13 protein-coding genes are annotated in these 14,279 nt (G+C 67.3%); 8 read left to right on the top strand and 5 right to left on the bottom strand.

Annotated features, from left to right (window positions below; all coding sequences use genetic code 11):
* The first annotated feature begins 87 nt into the window (after positions 1–87).
* From KDK82_RS25570 to KDK82_RS25550, 5 genes are all read left to right on the top strand, one after another.
* Positions 88–1,116, top strand: coding sequence for an NAD(P)-dependent alcohol dehydrogenase (locus KDK82_RS25570; RefSeq protein WP_256974555.1), 1,029 nt, complete (start codon positions 88–90; stop codon positions 1,114–1,116).
* 297 nt (positions 1,117–1,413) lie between these two features.
* On the top strand, positions 1,414–2,172 hold the full coding sequence (locus KDK82_RS25565; protein ID WP_013800226.1) for a TSUP family transporter: 759 nt from the start codon (positions 1,414–1,416) through the stop codon (positions 2,170–2,172).
* 243 nt (positions 2,173–2,415) lie between these two features.
* Positions 2,416–3,186 carry an ABC transporter substrate-binding protein gene (locus KDK82_RS25560; RefSeq protein ID WP_088166592.1) on the top strand — a complete coding sequence of 257 codons (771 nt, stop codon included), beginning with the start codon at positions 2,416–2,418 and terminating at the stop codon, positions 3,184–3,186.
* A 65-nt stretch (positions 3,187–3,251) separates the two neighbouring features.
* Entirely contained in the window at positions 3,252–4,034 is a 783-nt protein-coding gene (locus tag KDK82_RS25555) for an amino acid ABC transporter permease (RefSeq protein ID WP_012202298.1), read from the top strand.
* Positions 4,031–4,789, top strand: a complete 759-nt coding sequence (locus KDK82_RS25550; protein WP_012202297.1) for an amino acid ABC transporter ATP-binding protein — start codon at positions 4,031–4,033, stop codon at positions 4,787–4,789. The genes KDK82_RS25555 and KDK82_RS25550 overlap by 4 nt, the downstream gene beginning before the upstream one ends.
* 68 nt (positions 4,790–4,857) lie before the next feature.
* Here KDK82_RS25550 and mrdA read toward each other — a convergent pair whose 3' ends face one another.
* The 4 genes from mrdA to KDK82_RS25530 all read right to left on the bottom strand — a co-directional run bounded on the left by mrdA (position 4,858) and on the right by KDK82_RS25530 (position 9,724).
* Complete coding sequence (mrdA, locus tag KDK82_RS25545; protein WP_088166591.1) at positions 4,858–6,903, bottom strand: penicillin-binding protein 2; 2,046 nt, start codon at positions 6,901–6,903, stop codon at positions 4,858–4,860.
* Positions 6,904–6,916: 13 nt separating this feature from the next.
* The gene (gene mreD / locus KDK82_RS25540) at positions 6,917–7,435 is read right to left on the bottom strand and encodes a rod shape-determining protein MreD (RefSeq protein ID WP_013800223.1); all 519 of its coding nucleotides are present in this window, start codon (positions 7,433–7,435) and stop codon (positions 6,917–6,919) included.
* Complete coding sequence (gene mreC / locus KDK82_RS25535; protein ID WP_088166590.1) at positions 7,432–8,496, bottom strand: rod shape-determining protein MreC; 1,065 nt, start codon at positions 8,494–8,496, stop codon at positions 7,432–7,434. The genes mreD and mreC overlap by 4 nt, the downstream gene beginning before the upstream one ends.
* Positions 8,497–8,680: 184 nt before the next feature.
* Positions 8,681–9,724 carry a rod shape-determining protein gene (locus KDK82_RS25530; protein ID WP_012202293.1) on the bottom strand — a complete coding sequence of 348 codons (1,044 nt, stop codon included), beginning with the start codon at positions 9,722–9,724 and terminating at the stop codon, positions 8,681–8,683.
* Positions 9,725–9,936: 212 nt separating this feature from the next.
* Between KDK82_RS25530 and gatC the strand changes: the two genes are divergently transcribed.
* From gatC to gatB, 3 genes are read left to right on the top strand one after another with little or no spacing between them, the layout of a single operon-like run.
* Positions 9,937–10,236: an Asp-tRNA(Asn)/Glu-tRNA(Gln) amidotransferase subunit GatC gene (gene gatC, locus KDK82_RS25525; RefSeq protein WP_012202292.1), complete on the top strand. Its 300-nt coding sequence runs from the start codon at positions 9,937–9,939 to the stop codon at positions 10,234–10,236.
* A gap of 52 nt (positions 10,237–10,288) precedes the next feature.
* Positions 10,289–11,785 (top strand): Asp-tRNA(Asn)/Glu-tRNA(Gln) amidotransferase subunit GatA, encoded by a 1,497-nt coding sequence (gene gatA / locus KDK82_RS25520; protein WP_043821862.1) that lies wholly within the window; start codon positions 10,289–10,291, stop codon positions 11,783–11,785.
* Between the two features lie 6 nt (positions 11,786–11,791).
* Positions 11,792–13,237: an Asp-tRNA(Asn)/Glu-tRNA(Gln) amidotransferase subunit GatB gene (gene gatB / locus KDK82_RS25515; protein WP_012202290.1), complete on the top strand. Its 1,446-nt coding sequence runs from the start codon at positions 11,792–11,794 to the stop codon at positions 13,235–13,237.
* A 44-nt stretch (positions 13,238–13,281) separates the two neighbouring features.
* Here the strand turns inward: gatB and KDK82_RS25510 are convergent, their stop codons facing one another.
* A complete protein-coding gene (locus KDK82_RS25510) occupies positions 13,282–14,253 on the bottom strand; it encodes a tripartite tricarboxylate transporter substrate binding protein (protein ID WP_088166589.1) in 972 nt (323 codons plus the stop codon).
* Positions 14,254–14,279: the final 26 nt, after the last annotated feature.

The raw sequence follows: 14,279 nt of genomic DNA, 5'->3' as shown, positions 1-14,279 counted from the left end.
CCATAGCCTCAATTGAATCAATGCAATTATGAAGGAATCAATAGACTGAAGTCCTGTTTGATATCTGCCTCGAAAGGACCGCCTTCCATGACCGTGCCTGCGTCTTCCCCATTCATGCAGCAATGGCAACTGCCCGCCCTGGGCCATGAAAACCTGCAGCTGGTGCAAGTCCCCATTCCCGAGCCCGGGCAGGGCCAGGTGCTGGTGCGCGTGCATGCGGCATCGCTGAACTACCGCGATCTGATGATCCTGCGCGATGGCATGGGCATGGTGCCGGCCCTGCCCCTGGTGCCCGGCTCGGACATGGCTGGCGAGGTGGTCGCCCTCGGCCCGGGTGTCGCTGAGTTCGCGGTTGGCGACGCCGTGATCAGCACATTCTTCGCCGGCTGGCAGGACGGCGTGCAGCCGCGCACCAGCCTGCCGCTGGGCTCGCCCGGGCCGGGCATGCTGTCGGAATACGTGGTGCTGGGCGAAGACAACCTGGTCGCCGCGCCCCTTCAGCTGGACTTTGCGCAGGCCAGCACCCTGACGTGCGCGGGCGCAACCGCCTGGTTCGCGCTGGCCGAGTCCGCGCCGACGCGGCCCGGCGACACGGTGGTCATCATGGGCACGGGCGGCGTGGCACTGTTCGCCATGCAGATTGCCCATGCCCAGGGTGCGCGCGTGGTGGTGGTTTCGGGCAGCGACGACAAGCTGGCGCGGGCTGCGCAGCTGGGTGCAGACCACGGCATCCACCGCCACCGCACGCCCGACTGGGCCGCCGAAGTGCGCGCCCTCACGGGAGGGCGTGGTGCCGACCATGTGCTGGAACTGGCCGGAGGGGATAACTTCGGCCGCTCGCTATCAGCCCTGGCACAGGGCGGTCGCGTGTCGGTGATCGGCAATCTGCAGGGCGATGAGCTGCGCGGCTCGGTCTATCCGCTGCTGCTGGGGCGCGCCACCGTTCAGGGCATCGGCGTGGCACACCGGCGTGCGCTGCAGGATCTGGTGCGTGCCGTGGACTGGCTGAAGCTGCAACCTGTGATCGACAGCGAATACGCGCTGGCCGATCTGCCGACAGCCCTGAAGCATCTGGAGCGGGGTGCTTTCGGCAAGCTGGTGCTGCGCATGCGCTGAACGTCCGGCAACCGACAATCATCGCTCCAGCCCTTTGCTGGTGCAATCCCGCACTTTTGCGGTAACTGCGGGAAATCCCCGATGCACCACCCAGGTGCGGCCATTAAAGTCCACCCACTCTCGCGGCACCACAGTGCTGCACAAGAGGGGCCGAGGAGACAACTCGTACACAACCAGATCAACATTCATAAATAGCATCTCAAGATGCATTTCCCAGAGCGCCGGCAAGTCCGGCGCTTTTTTTATGCCTGCGGCCAGCCTGCTGCGGCACCTGGGCGGTGCGACAATCGCCGCCCTATGGAATGGATCATCGTCTCGCTGGCCTCGATGCTGGCCGGCTTCGTGGACGCCATCGTGGGCGGCGGGGGCCTCATCCTGCTGCCCGCGCTGTTCGCCACCTTTCCCACCGCACCGCCCGCCACGCTGCTGGGCACCAACAAGAGCGCCTCGGTCTGGGGCACGGCCATGTCCACCTGGCAGTACGGACGCAAGGTGCAGTTGCCCTGGCGCGCGATGATGCCGGCGGCCTGCGTGGGCATGGCGGGCTCTTTTGCGGGCGCCTGGGCCGTCACGCAGATCTCCCCCGATTTCCTGCGCCGGCTGCTGCCGCTGGTGCTGCTGGGCGTGCTGGTCTACACGCTGGCGCGCAAGGACATGGGCCGCCACCACACTCCGCACTATTCGGGCCGCGCCGAGACGCTGATCGCCTGCGCCATCGGCCTGGTGATTGGCTTCTATGACGGTTTCTTCGGCCCCGGCACGGGCAGCTTCTTCGTGTTCCTGTTCGTGCGGCTGATGGGCTATGACTTCCTGAACGCATCGGCCTCGGCCAAGCTGCTGAACATGGCCACCAACCTGGCTGCGCTGGCGCTGTTCGCGCTCAAGGGCCATATCTGGTGGCACCTGGCCGTGCCCATGGCGGTGGCCAATGTGCTGGGCGCCATGCTGGGCACGCACATGGCCCTGCGCCATGGAACGGGCTTTGTGCGCGGCATTTTCATCGGCGTGGTGAGCCTGCTGATCCTCAAGACCGGCTACGACGCCTTCATCGCCTGAGCACGGGCCAGCGGCGTTCGCAACACCTGCCATCGGCGTTGGCGACGGCAACCTTCTATAATTGCCGACTTTTCGCCTTGAGCTGCGGCGGCTGGTGCATGTCGCACCCCTGCCAGCGGCCGTACCCGACCAGCCGCAAAAAACCGGCCCCGCCGTCCATGGCCCATGCACTGATGCGTGCCTTGGCGCTTTCTTCATGCTGCGGCGCCGGGGTCAGGTCTTGAGCGACAGCCCAGGAGTTCCATGAAACGCTTTACCGTCATCGCCGCCGCCGCGCTGGCCCTGTGGACCGCCACCGGCGTTCAGGCCCGCCCCTTCGACGCCATCCAGAAGGAAGGCACGTTGCGCCTGGCCACCGAGGGCTACTACGCGCCCTTCGCCCATTTCGAGGGCAAGCAGCTGACCGGCTTCGAAGTCGAGCTGGCCCAGATGATGGCCGCCAAGATGGGCGTGAAGTACGAGTGGAAGACCATCAGCTTCGACGCCCTGCTCACCGGCCTGCAGCAGGACCGCTGGGATCTGGTGATTTCCTCGCACGGCATCACGCCCGAGCGCGAGAAGGCCGTGACCTTTACCCAGCCCCACTACTGCTCTGGCGCCATCGTGATGTCGCTGGACCCGGCCATCCGCTCGGGCAAGGACCTGGCGGGCAAGACGGTGTCGGTGCAGACCGGCACCACCTATATGCAGTACATGGAGAAGAACCTGCCCGGCATCAAGCGCCTGGTCAACTTCCCCACCAACGAGGCCGCCCGCAATGCGCTGCTGTCCAAGCGGGTGGATGCCTGGGTGACCGAACGCTTCATTGCCAAGGAACTGCAGCAGAAGAACCCCAATGCCCAGCTCAAGCAGGGCGAGTTGCTGCTGGTCGAGCGCATTGCCGCCGCCGTGGCCAAGGACAACAAGTCGCTGGCCGATGCCTGGAACAAGGCCTTCAAGGAAGCCCTGGCCGACGGCAGCTACGCCAAGCTGTCGCAGAAATACTTCCACGAAGACATCCGCTGCCCTGACTGAGGCCCCGGGCAGATCTGCCCGACCGGCGCCCACTTGCAGGGCGCCTTTTTGTTTCTAGCCCACCTATGCTTACCGTCCTCTGGCCCGCCCACTGGAGCCGCTCGCAGCGCAGCAACGCCACCCTGGTCACGGCCCTGCTGCTGATGGTGCTCGTGGTTTCGCTGCTGGGGCAGTTGCTGTCCCTGCTGCCCGAGCCCATAGGCTCCAATGCCGACACCTTCGCCGAAGGCGCGCGCACCACGCTGTACCTGACGCTGGTCAGCGGCGCCGCCGGCCTGGTGCTGGGCATCGCCGCCGCGCTGGCGCGCACCTCGCGCACGGCCGCCCTGCGCTGGGCCGCGGGCTTTTATGTCTGGGCGATCCGCGGCACGCCGCTGCTGGTGCAGATCCTGTTCATCTACTTCGCGCTGCCGGTGCTGATCCCGGGCCTGAACCTGCCCGACTTCGCAGCCGCCTGCATTGCACTGGCGCTGAACGTGGGCGCCTACAACGCCGAAGCCGTGCGTGCCGGCCTGCAGGCCGTGCCGCGCGGCCAGGCCGAGGCCGCACGCGCCCTGGGCCTGCCGCGCATCTGCGTCTTCATGGACGTGGTGTTCCCGCAGGCCTTCAAGATCTCGCTGCCGCCGCTGGTGAGCAACTTCGTGGCCCTGCTCAAGGATTCGTCGCTGGCGTACGCCATCGGCGTGGTGGAGCTGACCAATGTGGGCAACCGCATCCAGTCGGCCACCTTCCAGCCCGTGGAGACTCTGGTCACCGTGGGCGTGACCTACCTGGTGCTGACCACGCTGGTGACCCAGGTCACGGCTGCCGTGGAGTACCGCTTCGACGTGGAGGGCCGCCACAAATGAGCGCCGACAAGCTGGCACGGGGCATGCCCTACATCGTGGCCGAGAAGGTCACCAAGTCCTTCGGCAGCCACCAGGTGCTCAAGGGCGTTTCCACGCAGTTCTGCACGGGCGAGGTGACGGTGATCATCGGCGCCTCGGGCTCGGGCAAGTCCACGCTGCTGCGCGCCATCAACCGGCTGGAGCCGCATGATGGCGGGCGCATCACCATCGATGGCGTCGAAGTCACCGACAACGAAGCCACGCTGCAAAAGCAGCGCTGCGAAGTGGGCATGGTGTTCCAGCAGTTCAACCTGTTCGGCCACATGACGGTGCTGGACAACGTGACCCTGGCGCCGCGCCGCATCCACAAAACGCCGCGCGCCCAGGCCAATGCCAAGGCCATGGCTCTGCTGGAGCGCGTGGGCATGCAGGCCCACGCCCACAAGTACCCATGGCAGCTGTCGGGCGGCCAGCAGCAGCGCGTGGCCATTGCCCGCGCCCTGGCCATGGAGCCGCAGGTGATGCTGTTCGACGAGCCCACCAGCGCGCTGGACCCGGAGATGGTCCAGGAAGTGCTGGACGTGATGCGCGAGCTGGCACGCGGCGGCATGACCATGATCGTGGTCACCCACGAAATGGGCTTCGCCCGCGAGGTCGCCGACCGCGTGATGTTCTTCGACCAGGGCTGCATCGCCCACGAGGCCCCACCGGCCGAGTTCTTCGGCAACCCGGCCAGCGAGCGGATCGCGGCGTTCATCGGGCGCATGGGGCATTGAGGCCTGGGCCTGCGCACGCAGGCTGCTCAAGAAAACAAAGAGCCGGCAATGCCGGCTCTTTTGCTTTCTCAATCCTCCAGCTCGCCAGCAGACGGCGGCGGCAGCGCGGCAGCGCGGTTGGATGCCACGGGCGCCGATGCCTCGGGCGGCTCGTAGCGCGGCAGGCCGGGCAGGTTCACGGTTTCTGCGTCCAGCGTGATTTCGGAGACGCGGCGCGGGGCGCCTATGGGCACGCCGGCCTGGCCCTTGCGCATAGCGGCCATGTCCTCCAGGCTGGGGTAGCGGCCCAGCAGCCAGTAGTCGAACACGCGGCGCGCCAGCGGCGCGGCGGCGGCGGCGCCAAAGCCGGCATTCTCCACGATGACCGCGACGGCGATGGTGGGGTTGTCGGCCGGCGCGTAGGCGATGTACAGCGAGTGGTCGCGCTGGAACTCGGACAGGCGCGAGGCGTTGTACTTCTCGTTCTGGCGCACGCCCACGGCCTGGGCCGTGCCGGTCTTGCCGGTGGAGGTGTAGGGCGCGTTGCCGAAGATGCCGCGCGAGGTGCCCTCCACCGTCACGGCGGCCACGGCGGCGCGCACGGCTTCCACGTTCTCGGGCTTGTAGCCCATGCTGGTGCCGGGGTCCTTGTTGATGGCCGAGAACTGCTGCGTCACGGCATCGACACGGCCCACGGCCAGGTGGGGCCGGTGCTTGACGCCCTTGGCCGCCAGCGTGGACATGGCGTTGGCCAGCTGCAGGATGGTGAAGTTGTTGTAGCCCTGGCCGATGCCCAGCGAGATGGTCTCGCCCGCGTACCACTTCTTCTGCTCGGGCCGCTTGTAGGTGTTGCGCTTCCACTCGGTGCTGGGCAGCACGCCGCGCGCCTCGCCGCGCACGTCGATGCCGGTGATCTGGCCGAAGCCCAGCGGCTTCATGTAGTCGTGGATCATGTCCACGCCCATGTCGTTGGCCAGCATGTAGTAGTACACGTTGGACGACTTGATGATGGAGCGGCGCAGATTGGTCGGCCCGTTGGGGTGGCCCGAGCGGAAGGTGTGGCCGCCGAAGGTCCAGCTGCCGTTGTCCATGATGGTGGTGTCGGGGCGGCGCTTGCCCGACTCCAGCGCGGCAATCGCCATGAAGGGCTTGTAGGTGGAGCCCGGCGGATAGGTGCCCCGCAGCGCGCGGTTGAGCAGCGGGCGGTTGATGGATTCGTTGAGCGCGGCCCAGCTTTCCTGGTCGATGCCATCGACGAAGAGATTCAGGTCGAAGGTCGGGCGGCTGACCATGGCCAGCAGCTCGCCGCTGCGCGGATCGATGGCCACCAGGGCGCCACGGCGGTCGCCGTACAGCTCCTCCACCATGCGCTGCAGCTTGATGTCCAGCGACAGCACCAGGCTGTCGCCGGGCGTGGCGGGGCGGCTGCCGAGCTTGCGCACGGCATGGCCGCCGGCCGAGGTTTCCATCTCTTCCCAGCCGGTCTGGCCGTGCAGGTCGGTTTCGTAGCTCTGCTCCACGCCCAGCTTGCCGATGACGTCGGTGCCCCGGTAGTTGGCGGCATCGTCGGAGTCTTCCAGCGCCTCTTTCTCGCGCTGGTTGATGCGGCCTATGTAGCCGATGACGTGGCTGGCCGTGTCCTGCATGGGGTAGGTGCGGAACAGCCGCGCCTTGATGTCCACGCCCGGGAAGCGGTAGCGCTGCGCGGCGAAGCGCGCGACCTCGTCATCGGTCAGGCGCGTGCGGATGGGCAGGGAGTCGAAGCTGCGGGAATCATCCACCAGGCGCTTGAACTTGCGCCGGTCGCGTGGCGTGATCTCGACGATCTCGGCCAGGCCGTCGATGGTCTCTTCAAGGTTGCCCGCGCGCGAGGGCATGATCTCCAGCGTATAGGCCGAGTAGTTGGTGGCCAGCACCACCCCGTTGCGGTCCAGGATCTGGCCCCGGTTGGGCACGATGGGCACCACAGCCGTGCGATTGCTTTCGGCGCGCTCGGCCAGCTCCTCATGGCGCTGCACCTGCAGCACCAGCAGCCGCGCCACCACCAGCCCGAAGGCCAGCAGCACCACCACGCTCATCACCCATGCGCGCAACCTGAATCGCTGCAGCTCGGCTTCTGTATTGCGGATTTCCATCACGCGTCAAGCCTCACAGAGGACGGTTCTCGTCGCTGTCGGGGGGGCGGCGCTGCGGCGCCAGCAGCAGGCCGCTGACCAGGGGCCACAGCAGGGCCTCGATCAAGGGAGCCACCACCACCAGCGGGCCGGGCACGATGCCGCCGGCCACCATGCGCAGCAGCACCTGCAGGCCATGCACCACGGCGAACAGGGGCAGCAGGTGCAGGGCCTGCACGGGCGTGGAGAACCAGGACAGGCGCCGGCCCATGGCGCCGGCCGCGAACACCAGCAGCGCATAGGCCAGCGCATGCTGGCCCAGCAGGGAGGAGCGGTCCACATCCATGCACAGGCCCAGCAAAAAGGCCACGCCCATGCCCACGCGCTGGGGTTGGTTCAGCGCCCAGAAGGCCAGCAGCACCATCAGCAGGTCCGGCTGCCAGGCCTGGCGGCCCAGCGGCAGCATGTTGAGTGCCAGCGCCGCCAGCAGGCTGACGACGATGAACAGGGGGTTGACCGGCAGCAGCAGCTGCTGGCCGCGCGGCATGATCATGCGGGCTCCTTCCTGGCGGAGGCGGGAGCAGCGGGTGCTGCAGGCGTGGCCGGTGCATCTGTCTTGCCGGCCTTGCCGCCGTCCTTGGAGGCTTCCTTGCCCTTGCCGTCCTTGGCCTTGTCTTTTTCCTTGCCCTTGTCTTTTTCCTTGCCCTTGCCGGCGCGCAGGGGTTCGGCGGCGCCTTCGGCCTCGGGATGGGTGGCGCGGTCCAGCGGCTTGAGCACCACCACGTGGCGCACGCCCTGGACACGGCCCACGGGCTCGCAGTAGATGCGCGAGAAGGCCGAGTCGGCGCGGCGCTCCACCGAGACCACCTTGGCCACGGGCAGGCCCGGCGGGTACAGGCCATCGACACCGCTGGTGGTCAGCAGGTCGCCTTCCTGGACATCGGCGTTGCTGGGCATGAAGCGCAGTTCGATGCCGCCGGTGCGCAGCGGCGACGGATCGCCATAGGCCACGCTGCGCGCGCCGGTGCGCGGGTTGAAGACGGGAATGGCCTGGTCGCGGTCGATGAGCAGGGTGACCTCGGCACGCAGCGGATACACGCGCGTGACCTGGCCGACCACGCCTTTTTCATCGAGCACGGGCGAGCCCTGGTCGATGCCATCCACCTGGCCGCGGTCGATGACCACGCGGCGCGTATAGAGGTCGGGGCTGTCGTAGACCACCTCGGCAGCGGTGCCGGGCGTGGTGAGGCGATCGCGCAGCTGCAGCAGCTCGCGCAGGTGGTCGTTTTCCTGGATCAGCTCGTCGGCCAGCGATGCACGCTGGGCCATGGCCACCAGTTCCTTGCGCGCGGCCTGTTCGCGGGCCTGGGCATCGTCCAGCGAGCCCAGGTAGCGGCTGGCGTCGTGCACGGCCTGCACCGGCTTGAGCATCACCCATTGCACGGGGTACAGCACGGTGGCCACGGCCACGCGCACGGGATCGGTGATCCTGAAACGCGCGTCGGCCACCATCAGGAACAGCGCCAGGGCGCTGTACAGGGCCAGTTGCGAGACCCGCGAGGGCCGCCGCTTGAACAGCGAGGGCGCCGAGTGGTCCAGGGTATTGGGGTTCATGCGGCCCTCCCGCGTGGCAGGGCCTGCCCTGCCGCACTTGCTGCAGCCTGGAAAGCACGGGCCGGTCCCGGTGCGAAGGAAGGCAGGGCAAGCATGCAGGTCACCACGGAAGGGGGAGAAAAGTCGTTGCAGTCAGACGGCTGCGGCCCCGGGCCCGCGACAACGGGCCCCGGCCTGCGCCGCATCAGTCGCTGGTGAAGATGCTGCCCTGGCGGTCCATGGTCTCCAGCGCCATGCCGCAGCCGCGCACCACGCAGGTCAGCGGCTCTTCGGCCACCAGCACGGGCAGGCCGGTTTCTTCGGCCAGCAGGCGATCCAGGTCACGCAGCAGCGCGCCGCCGCCGGTGAGCATCATGCCGCGCTCGGCAATGTCGGCGCCCAGCTCGGGCGGTGTCTGCTCCAGCGCGTTCTTGACGGCGCTGACGATCTGGTTGAGCGGATCGGTCAGGGCTTCCAGCACCTCGTTGGACGAGATGGTGAAGCTGCGCGGCACGCCTTCGGAGAGGTTGCGGCCCTTGACTTCCATCTCCTTGACTTCGGAGCCGGGGAAGGCCGAGCCGATGTTCTTCTTGATGGACTCGGCCGTGGGCTCGCCGATCAGCATGCCGTAGTTGCGGCGGATGTAGCTGATAATGGCTTCGTCGAACTTGTCGCCGCCCACGCGCACGGAGCCCTTGTAGACCATGCCGCCCAGCGAGATCACGCCGACTTCGGTGGTGCCGCCACCGATGTCCACCACCATGGAGCCCGAAGCCTCGGACACCGGCAGGCCGGCGCCGATGCCGGCGGCCATGGGTTCCTCGATCAGGTAGACGGAGGTGGCGCCTGCCGCCTCGGCCGCGTCCTTGATGGCGCGGCGCTCGACCTGGGTGGAGCCGCAGGGCACGCAGATGATGATGCGCGGGCTGGGCGTGAGCACCGAGCGCGGATGCACCATCTTGATGAACTGCTTGATCATCTGCTCCGTGATGACGAAGTCGGCAATCACGCCGTCCTTCATCGGGCGGATGGCCTCGATGTTGCCGGGCACCTTGCCCAGCATGGCCTTGGCCTCGCGGCCAACCGCCTGGATCACCTTCTTGCCGTGCGGCCCGCCTTCGTGACGGATCGCGACAACGGAGGGTTCGTCCAGAACAATGCCCTTGTCGCGGGCGAAAATCAGGGTGTTGGCTGTGCCAAGATCAATGGCAAGGTCGGTGGAGAAATACCGACGGAAAGCTCCGAACATTACGAGAGTCCTCTCAGGCACGGCATGCTCGTCGGCCTGCCATCGCCGGGATGAAAGTTAGGGAGTCTGGATGGGGTTGGCTTTTCGCACAATGACCGGCTCGGAGAGGGTATTGCGGCAAAGCCGAGATAATACCGTATCCCCTGTGAATAACTTCTACTGCCGGGGCTTGAAATACGGGTTTACATCCCGTTGCCCCCTTCAAAAATCCTATGGCACTGAACGCACAAGACATCGCACGCATCGCGAACCTAGCACGACTTGAGCTCTCCTCCACCGAGAGTGAGCGCATGCTAGGCCAGCTCAATGATTTTTTCGGCATCGTGGAGAAGATGCAGGCTGTGGATACTTCAGGCGTCAGCCCGCTGTCACATCCGGTCGCCGCCATCCAGGACATTGCCCTGCGTCTGCGCGAGGACATTGCCAGCGAGCCCGACCAGCGCGACGCCAACCAGCGCAGCGCACCGGCCGTCGAGCGTGGCCTGTTCCTGGTCCCCAAGGTGATCGAGTAAGCGCCGCGCGCCCTCGTCACTGGCATCCGTCCCCGTTTTCCGCACCCCATACATGACCCAGCAAACCACTGATCTGCACACGCTCGGCGTGTCGGCCCTGTCGGCCCTGCTGCGCGAGCGCAAGCTCGGCGCCGTCGAAGCCGCCCAGCATTTCCTGGCCCGCGCCCAGGCGCACCAGAACCTGGGCGCCTTCGTCAGCATCGACGAAGAGGCCACACTGGCCCAGGCCCGCGCTGCCGACGCCCTGATTGCCCAGGGCAAGGGCGGCCGCCTGGCTGGCGTGCCCATTGCGCACAAGGACATCTTCGTCACGCGCGATTTCCCGACCACGGCCTCCAGCAAGATGCTGGCCGGCTACCGCTCGCCCTTCGACGCCACCGTGGTGACGCGCCTGGCCGAGGCCGGCGCCGTGACGCTGGGCAAGCTCAACTGCGATGAATTCGCCATGGGCTCGGCCAACGAGAACTCGGCCATCGCGCCCGTGGGCTTCGATGCCCCTGCGCCCGTGCGCAACCCCTGGAACACGGACCGCGTGCCCGGCGGCTCCTCGGGCGGCTCGGCCGTGGCCGTGGCCGCCGGCCTGGCGCCCGCCGTCACCGGCACCGACACGGGCGGCTCCATCCGCCAGCCCGCATCGTTTTGCGGCATCACGGGCATCAAGCCCACCTATGGCCGCGCCAGCCGCTACGGCATGATCGCCTTCGCCTCCAGTCTGGACCAGGCCGGTCCCATGGGCAAGAGCGCCGAGGACTGCGCCCTGCTGCTGTCCGAGATGTGCGGCCCCGACCTGGACCGCGACTCCACCAGCCTGGACGTGCCCGCCGAGGACTTCACGGCCCGCCTGAACGACGGCATCGAAGGTCTGCGCATCGGCATCCCCGCCGAGTTCTTCGGCGAAGGCCTGTCGGCCGACGTGCGCGCCGCCGTGGATGGCGCGCTCAAGGAATACGAGAAGCTGGGCGCCCGCCTGGTGCCGATCTCGCTGCCGCGCACCGAGCTGTCGATTCCCGTGTACTACATCCTGGCCCCAGCCGAGGCATCGTCCAACCTGTCGCGCTTCGATGGCGTGAAGTTCGGCCACCGCGCCAAGGACTACACGGACCTGGTGGACATGTACAAGAAGACCCGTGCCCAGGGCTTTGGCGACGAGGTCAAGCGCCGCATCATGATCGGCGCCTATGTGCTGTCCGAGGGCTACTACGACGCCTACTACCTGCAGGCGCAGAAGATCCGCCGCATGATCGCCGACGACTTCCAGGCCGCCTTCCAGCAGTGCGACGTGATCGCCGGCCCCGCCGCGCCCACCGTGGCCTGGCAGCTGGGCGGAAAGAGCGACCCGCTGGCCAACTACCTGGCCGACATCTTCACGCTGCCCGCATCGCTGGCCGGCCTGCCCGGCATGAGCGTGCCCGCAGGCTTTGGCGAGGCCGGCATGCCCGTGGGCCTGCAGCTGATCGGCAACTACTTCAAGGAAGGCCAGTTGCTCAACGCCGCCCACCGCTTCCAGCAGGCCACCGACTTTCACCTTCAAGCTCCGAAGGGCATCTGATCCCCCATGACCGCGAAACTCATCCAGGGCTATGAAGTCGTCATCGGCTTCGAGACCCACGCCCAGCTGGCCACCCAGTCCAAGATCTTCAGCCGCGCCAGCACCGCCTTCGGCGCCGAGCCCAACACCCAGGCCTGCGCCGTGGACATGGCGCTGCCCGGCACGCTGCCGGTGATGAACAAAAAGGCCGTCGAGTGCGCCATCCGGCTCGGCCTGGCGCTGGGCTCGCACATTGCGCCGCGCAGCATCTTCGCGCGCAAGAACTACTTCTACCCCGACCTGCCCAAGGGCTACCAGATCTCGCAGTTCGAGATTCCCGTGGTCCAGGGCGGCGAGGTGTCCTTCTTCCTCGGCGACGAGAAGAAGACCATCCGCCTAGTGCGCGCCCACCTGGAGGAAGATGCCGGCAAGTCGCTGCACGAGGACTTCATCGGCCAGTCGGGCATCGATCTGAACCGCGCCGGCACGCCGCTGCTGGAGATCGTGACCGAGCCCGACATCCGCAGCACGGAAGAAGCCGTGGCCTACGCCAAGACGCTGCACCAGATCGTGACCTGGATCGGCATCTGCGACGGCAACATGCAGGAAGGGAGCTTTCGCTGCGACGCCAACGTCTCCGTGCGCAAGCCCGGCCAGCCGCTGGGCACGCGCCGCGAGATCAAGAACCTCAACAGCTTCAAGAACATGCAGCTGGCCATCGACTACGAGATCCGCTGGCAAATCGAGGAAATCGAGGACGGCCGCCGCATCCAGCAGGCCACCGTGCTGTTCGACCCCGACACGGGCGAGACGCGTTCCATGCGCACCAAGGAAGACGCGGCCGACTACCGCTACTTCCCCGACCCGGACCTGCCGCCGCTGGTGGTCGCGCCCGAGTGGGTGGAACAGGTCAGGGCCGACATGCCCGAGCTGCCGCGCGCCATGGCCGCGCGCTTTGTCGAGCAGTACGCCCTGCCCGAGTACGACGCCACCACGCTGACGCAAAGCCAGGCCATGGCCGCCTACTTCGAGGACACGGCCCGGGCCTGCAATGCGCCCAAGCTGGCCAGCAACTGGATCATGGGCGAGATCTCGCGCCGCCTGAACACCGAGGAAATCGGCATGGAGGCCGCCAAGGTCTCCAGCGCCCAGCTGGCCGCGCTGATCCAGCGCATCGGCGACGGCACCATCTCCAACAACGCCGCCAAGCAGGTCTTCGAGGCGCTGTGGAGCGGTGAAGGCAGCGATGTCGATGCCATCATTGAGGCCAAGGGCCTCAAGCAGATGAACGACACGGGCGCCATGGAGAAGATCATCGACGAGGTGATCGCCGCCAACCCGGCCAACGTGGAGCAGTACCGCGCAGGCAAGGACAAGGCCTTCAACGCCCTGGTTGGCCAGGTCATGAAGGCCTCCAAGGGCAAGGCCAACCCGGCGCAGGTCAACGAGCTGCTCAAGGCCAAGCTGGCCTGACCGGCCGCAGCGGGCGCCCCCACGCGCTCCGGGGGGCGCCTGCCTCAATCCACCGAGGCGCCCGACTGCCGCACGGCCTGGCCCCACTGCGTGATCTCCGAGGCCACGAAGGCATCCATCTCGCGGGGCGTGGTGGGCGCGGCTTCCGAGCCACGGTCACTGATGAACTTGCGCATCTCGGGGCTGCGCAGGATGGCCACGGCCTCGCGGTTGAGCCGGTCGATCACTTCCTGCGGCGTGCCCCTGGGCGCCATCAGGCCCAGCCAGCCCACGGCCTCGAAGCCCCGGAACTCGGGCAGGCCCGATTCGGCAATGGCCGGCACCTCGGGCAGCTGGCTGGAGCGGGCGCTGGACGTCACGCCCAGCGGCACCGCCTTGCCCGCCTGGATATTGGGCAGGGCGGCCGTCACCGAATCCACCATCAGCGGCACCTGGCCGCCCACGAAGTCCGCCTGCGCGGGGCCGCTGCCCTTGTAGGGGATGTGCTCTATCTGTATCTTGGCGCGCGCCTTGACCATCTCGGCGCTCAGGTGCTGGGTGCCGCCGATGCCGGCGCTGGCGTAGTTCCAGCGGCCCGGCTCGGCACGCGCCTTGGCCACCAGATCTTTCATGGATTGGATGCCCGCACCCGGGTGCGCCAGGAACACCAGCGGCACCTTGGCGATCAGCGTGATGCCCACCAGGTCGGTGCGCGGGTCGAAATTCACCTTCTTGTACAGCGTCTGGTTCACGGCCATGGCACTGCCGGCCACGAGCAGCGTGTAGCCGTCGGCCGGGCTGCGCACCACCTGCTCGCTGCCGATGTTGCTGCCGGCCCCGGCCTTGTTCTCCACCACCAGCGGCTGGCCCAGCTTCTGGGCGAGCTTTTCCGCCAGCGCGCGCGCAAAGATGTCCGTGGCCTGCCCGGGCGGGAAGGGCACGACCAGGCGGATGGGTTTGTCGGGATAGGCGGCGCTGGCCGGCATGGCAAAGGCGGCGGCCGCGCAGGCTGCGGCGACCAGAATGATCTGCTTCATGGTGTCGTTGTCTCCTGCGGGCCAGT

It is taken from the genome of Delftia sp. K82, from assembly GCF_002193035.1.
In the GTDB taxonomy this organism is placed as follows: Bacteria; Pseudomonadota; Gammaproteobacteria; order Burkholderiales; family Burkholderiaceae_C; genus Comamonas; species Comamonas acidovorans.
The sequence above is the reverse complement of the archived record's forward strand: the minus strand, read 5'-3'. Positions and strand labels throughout refer to the sequence as shown.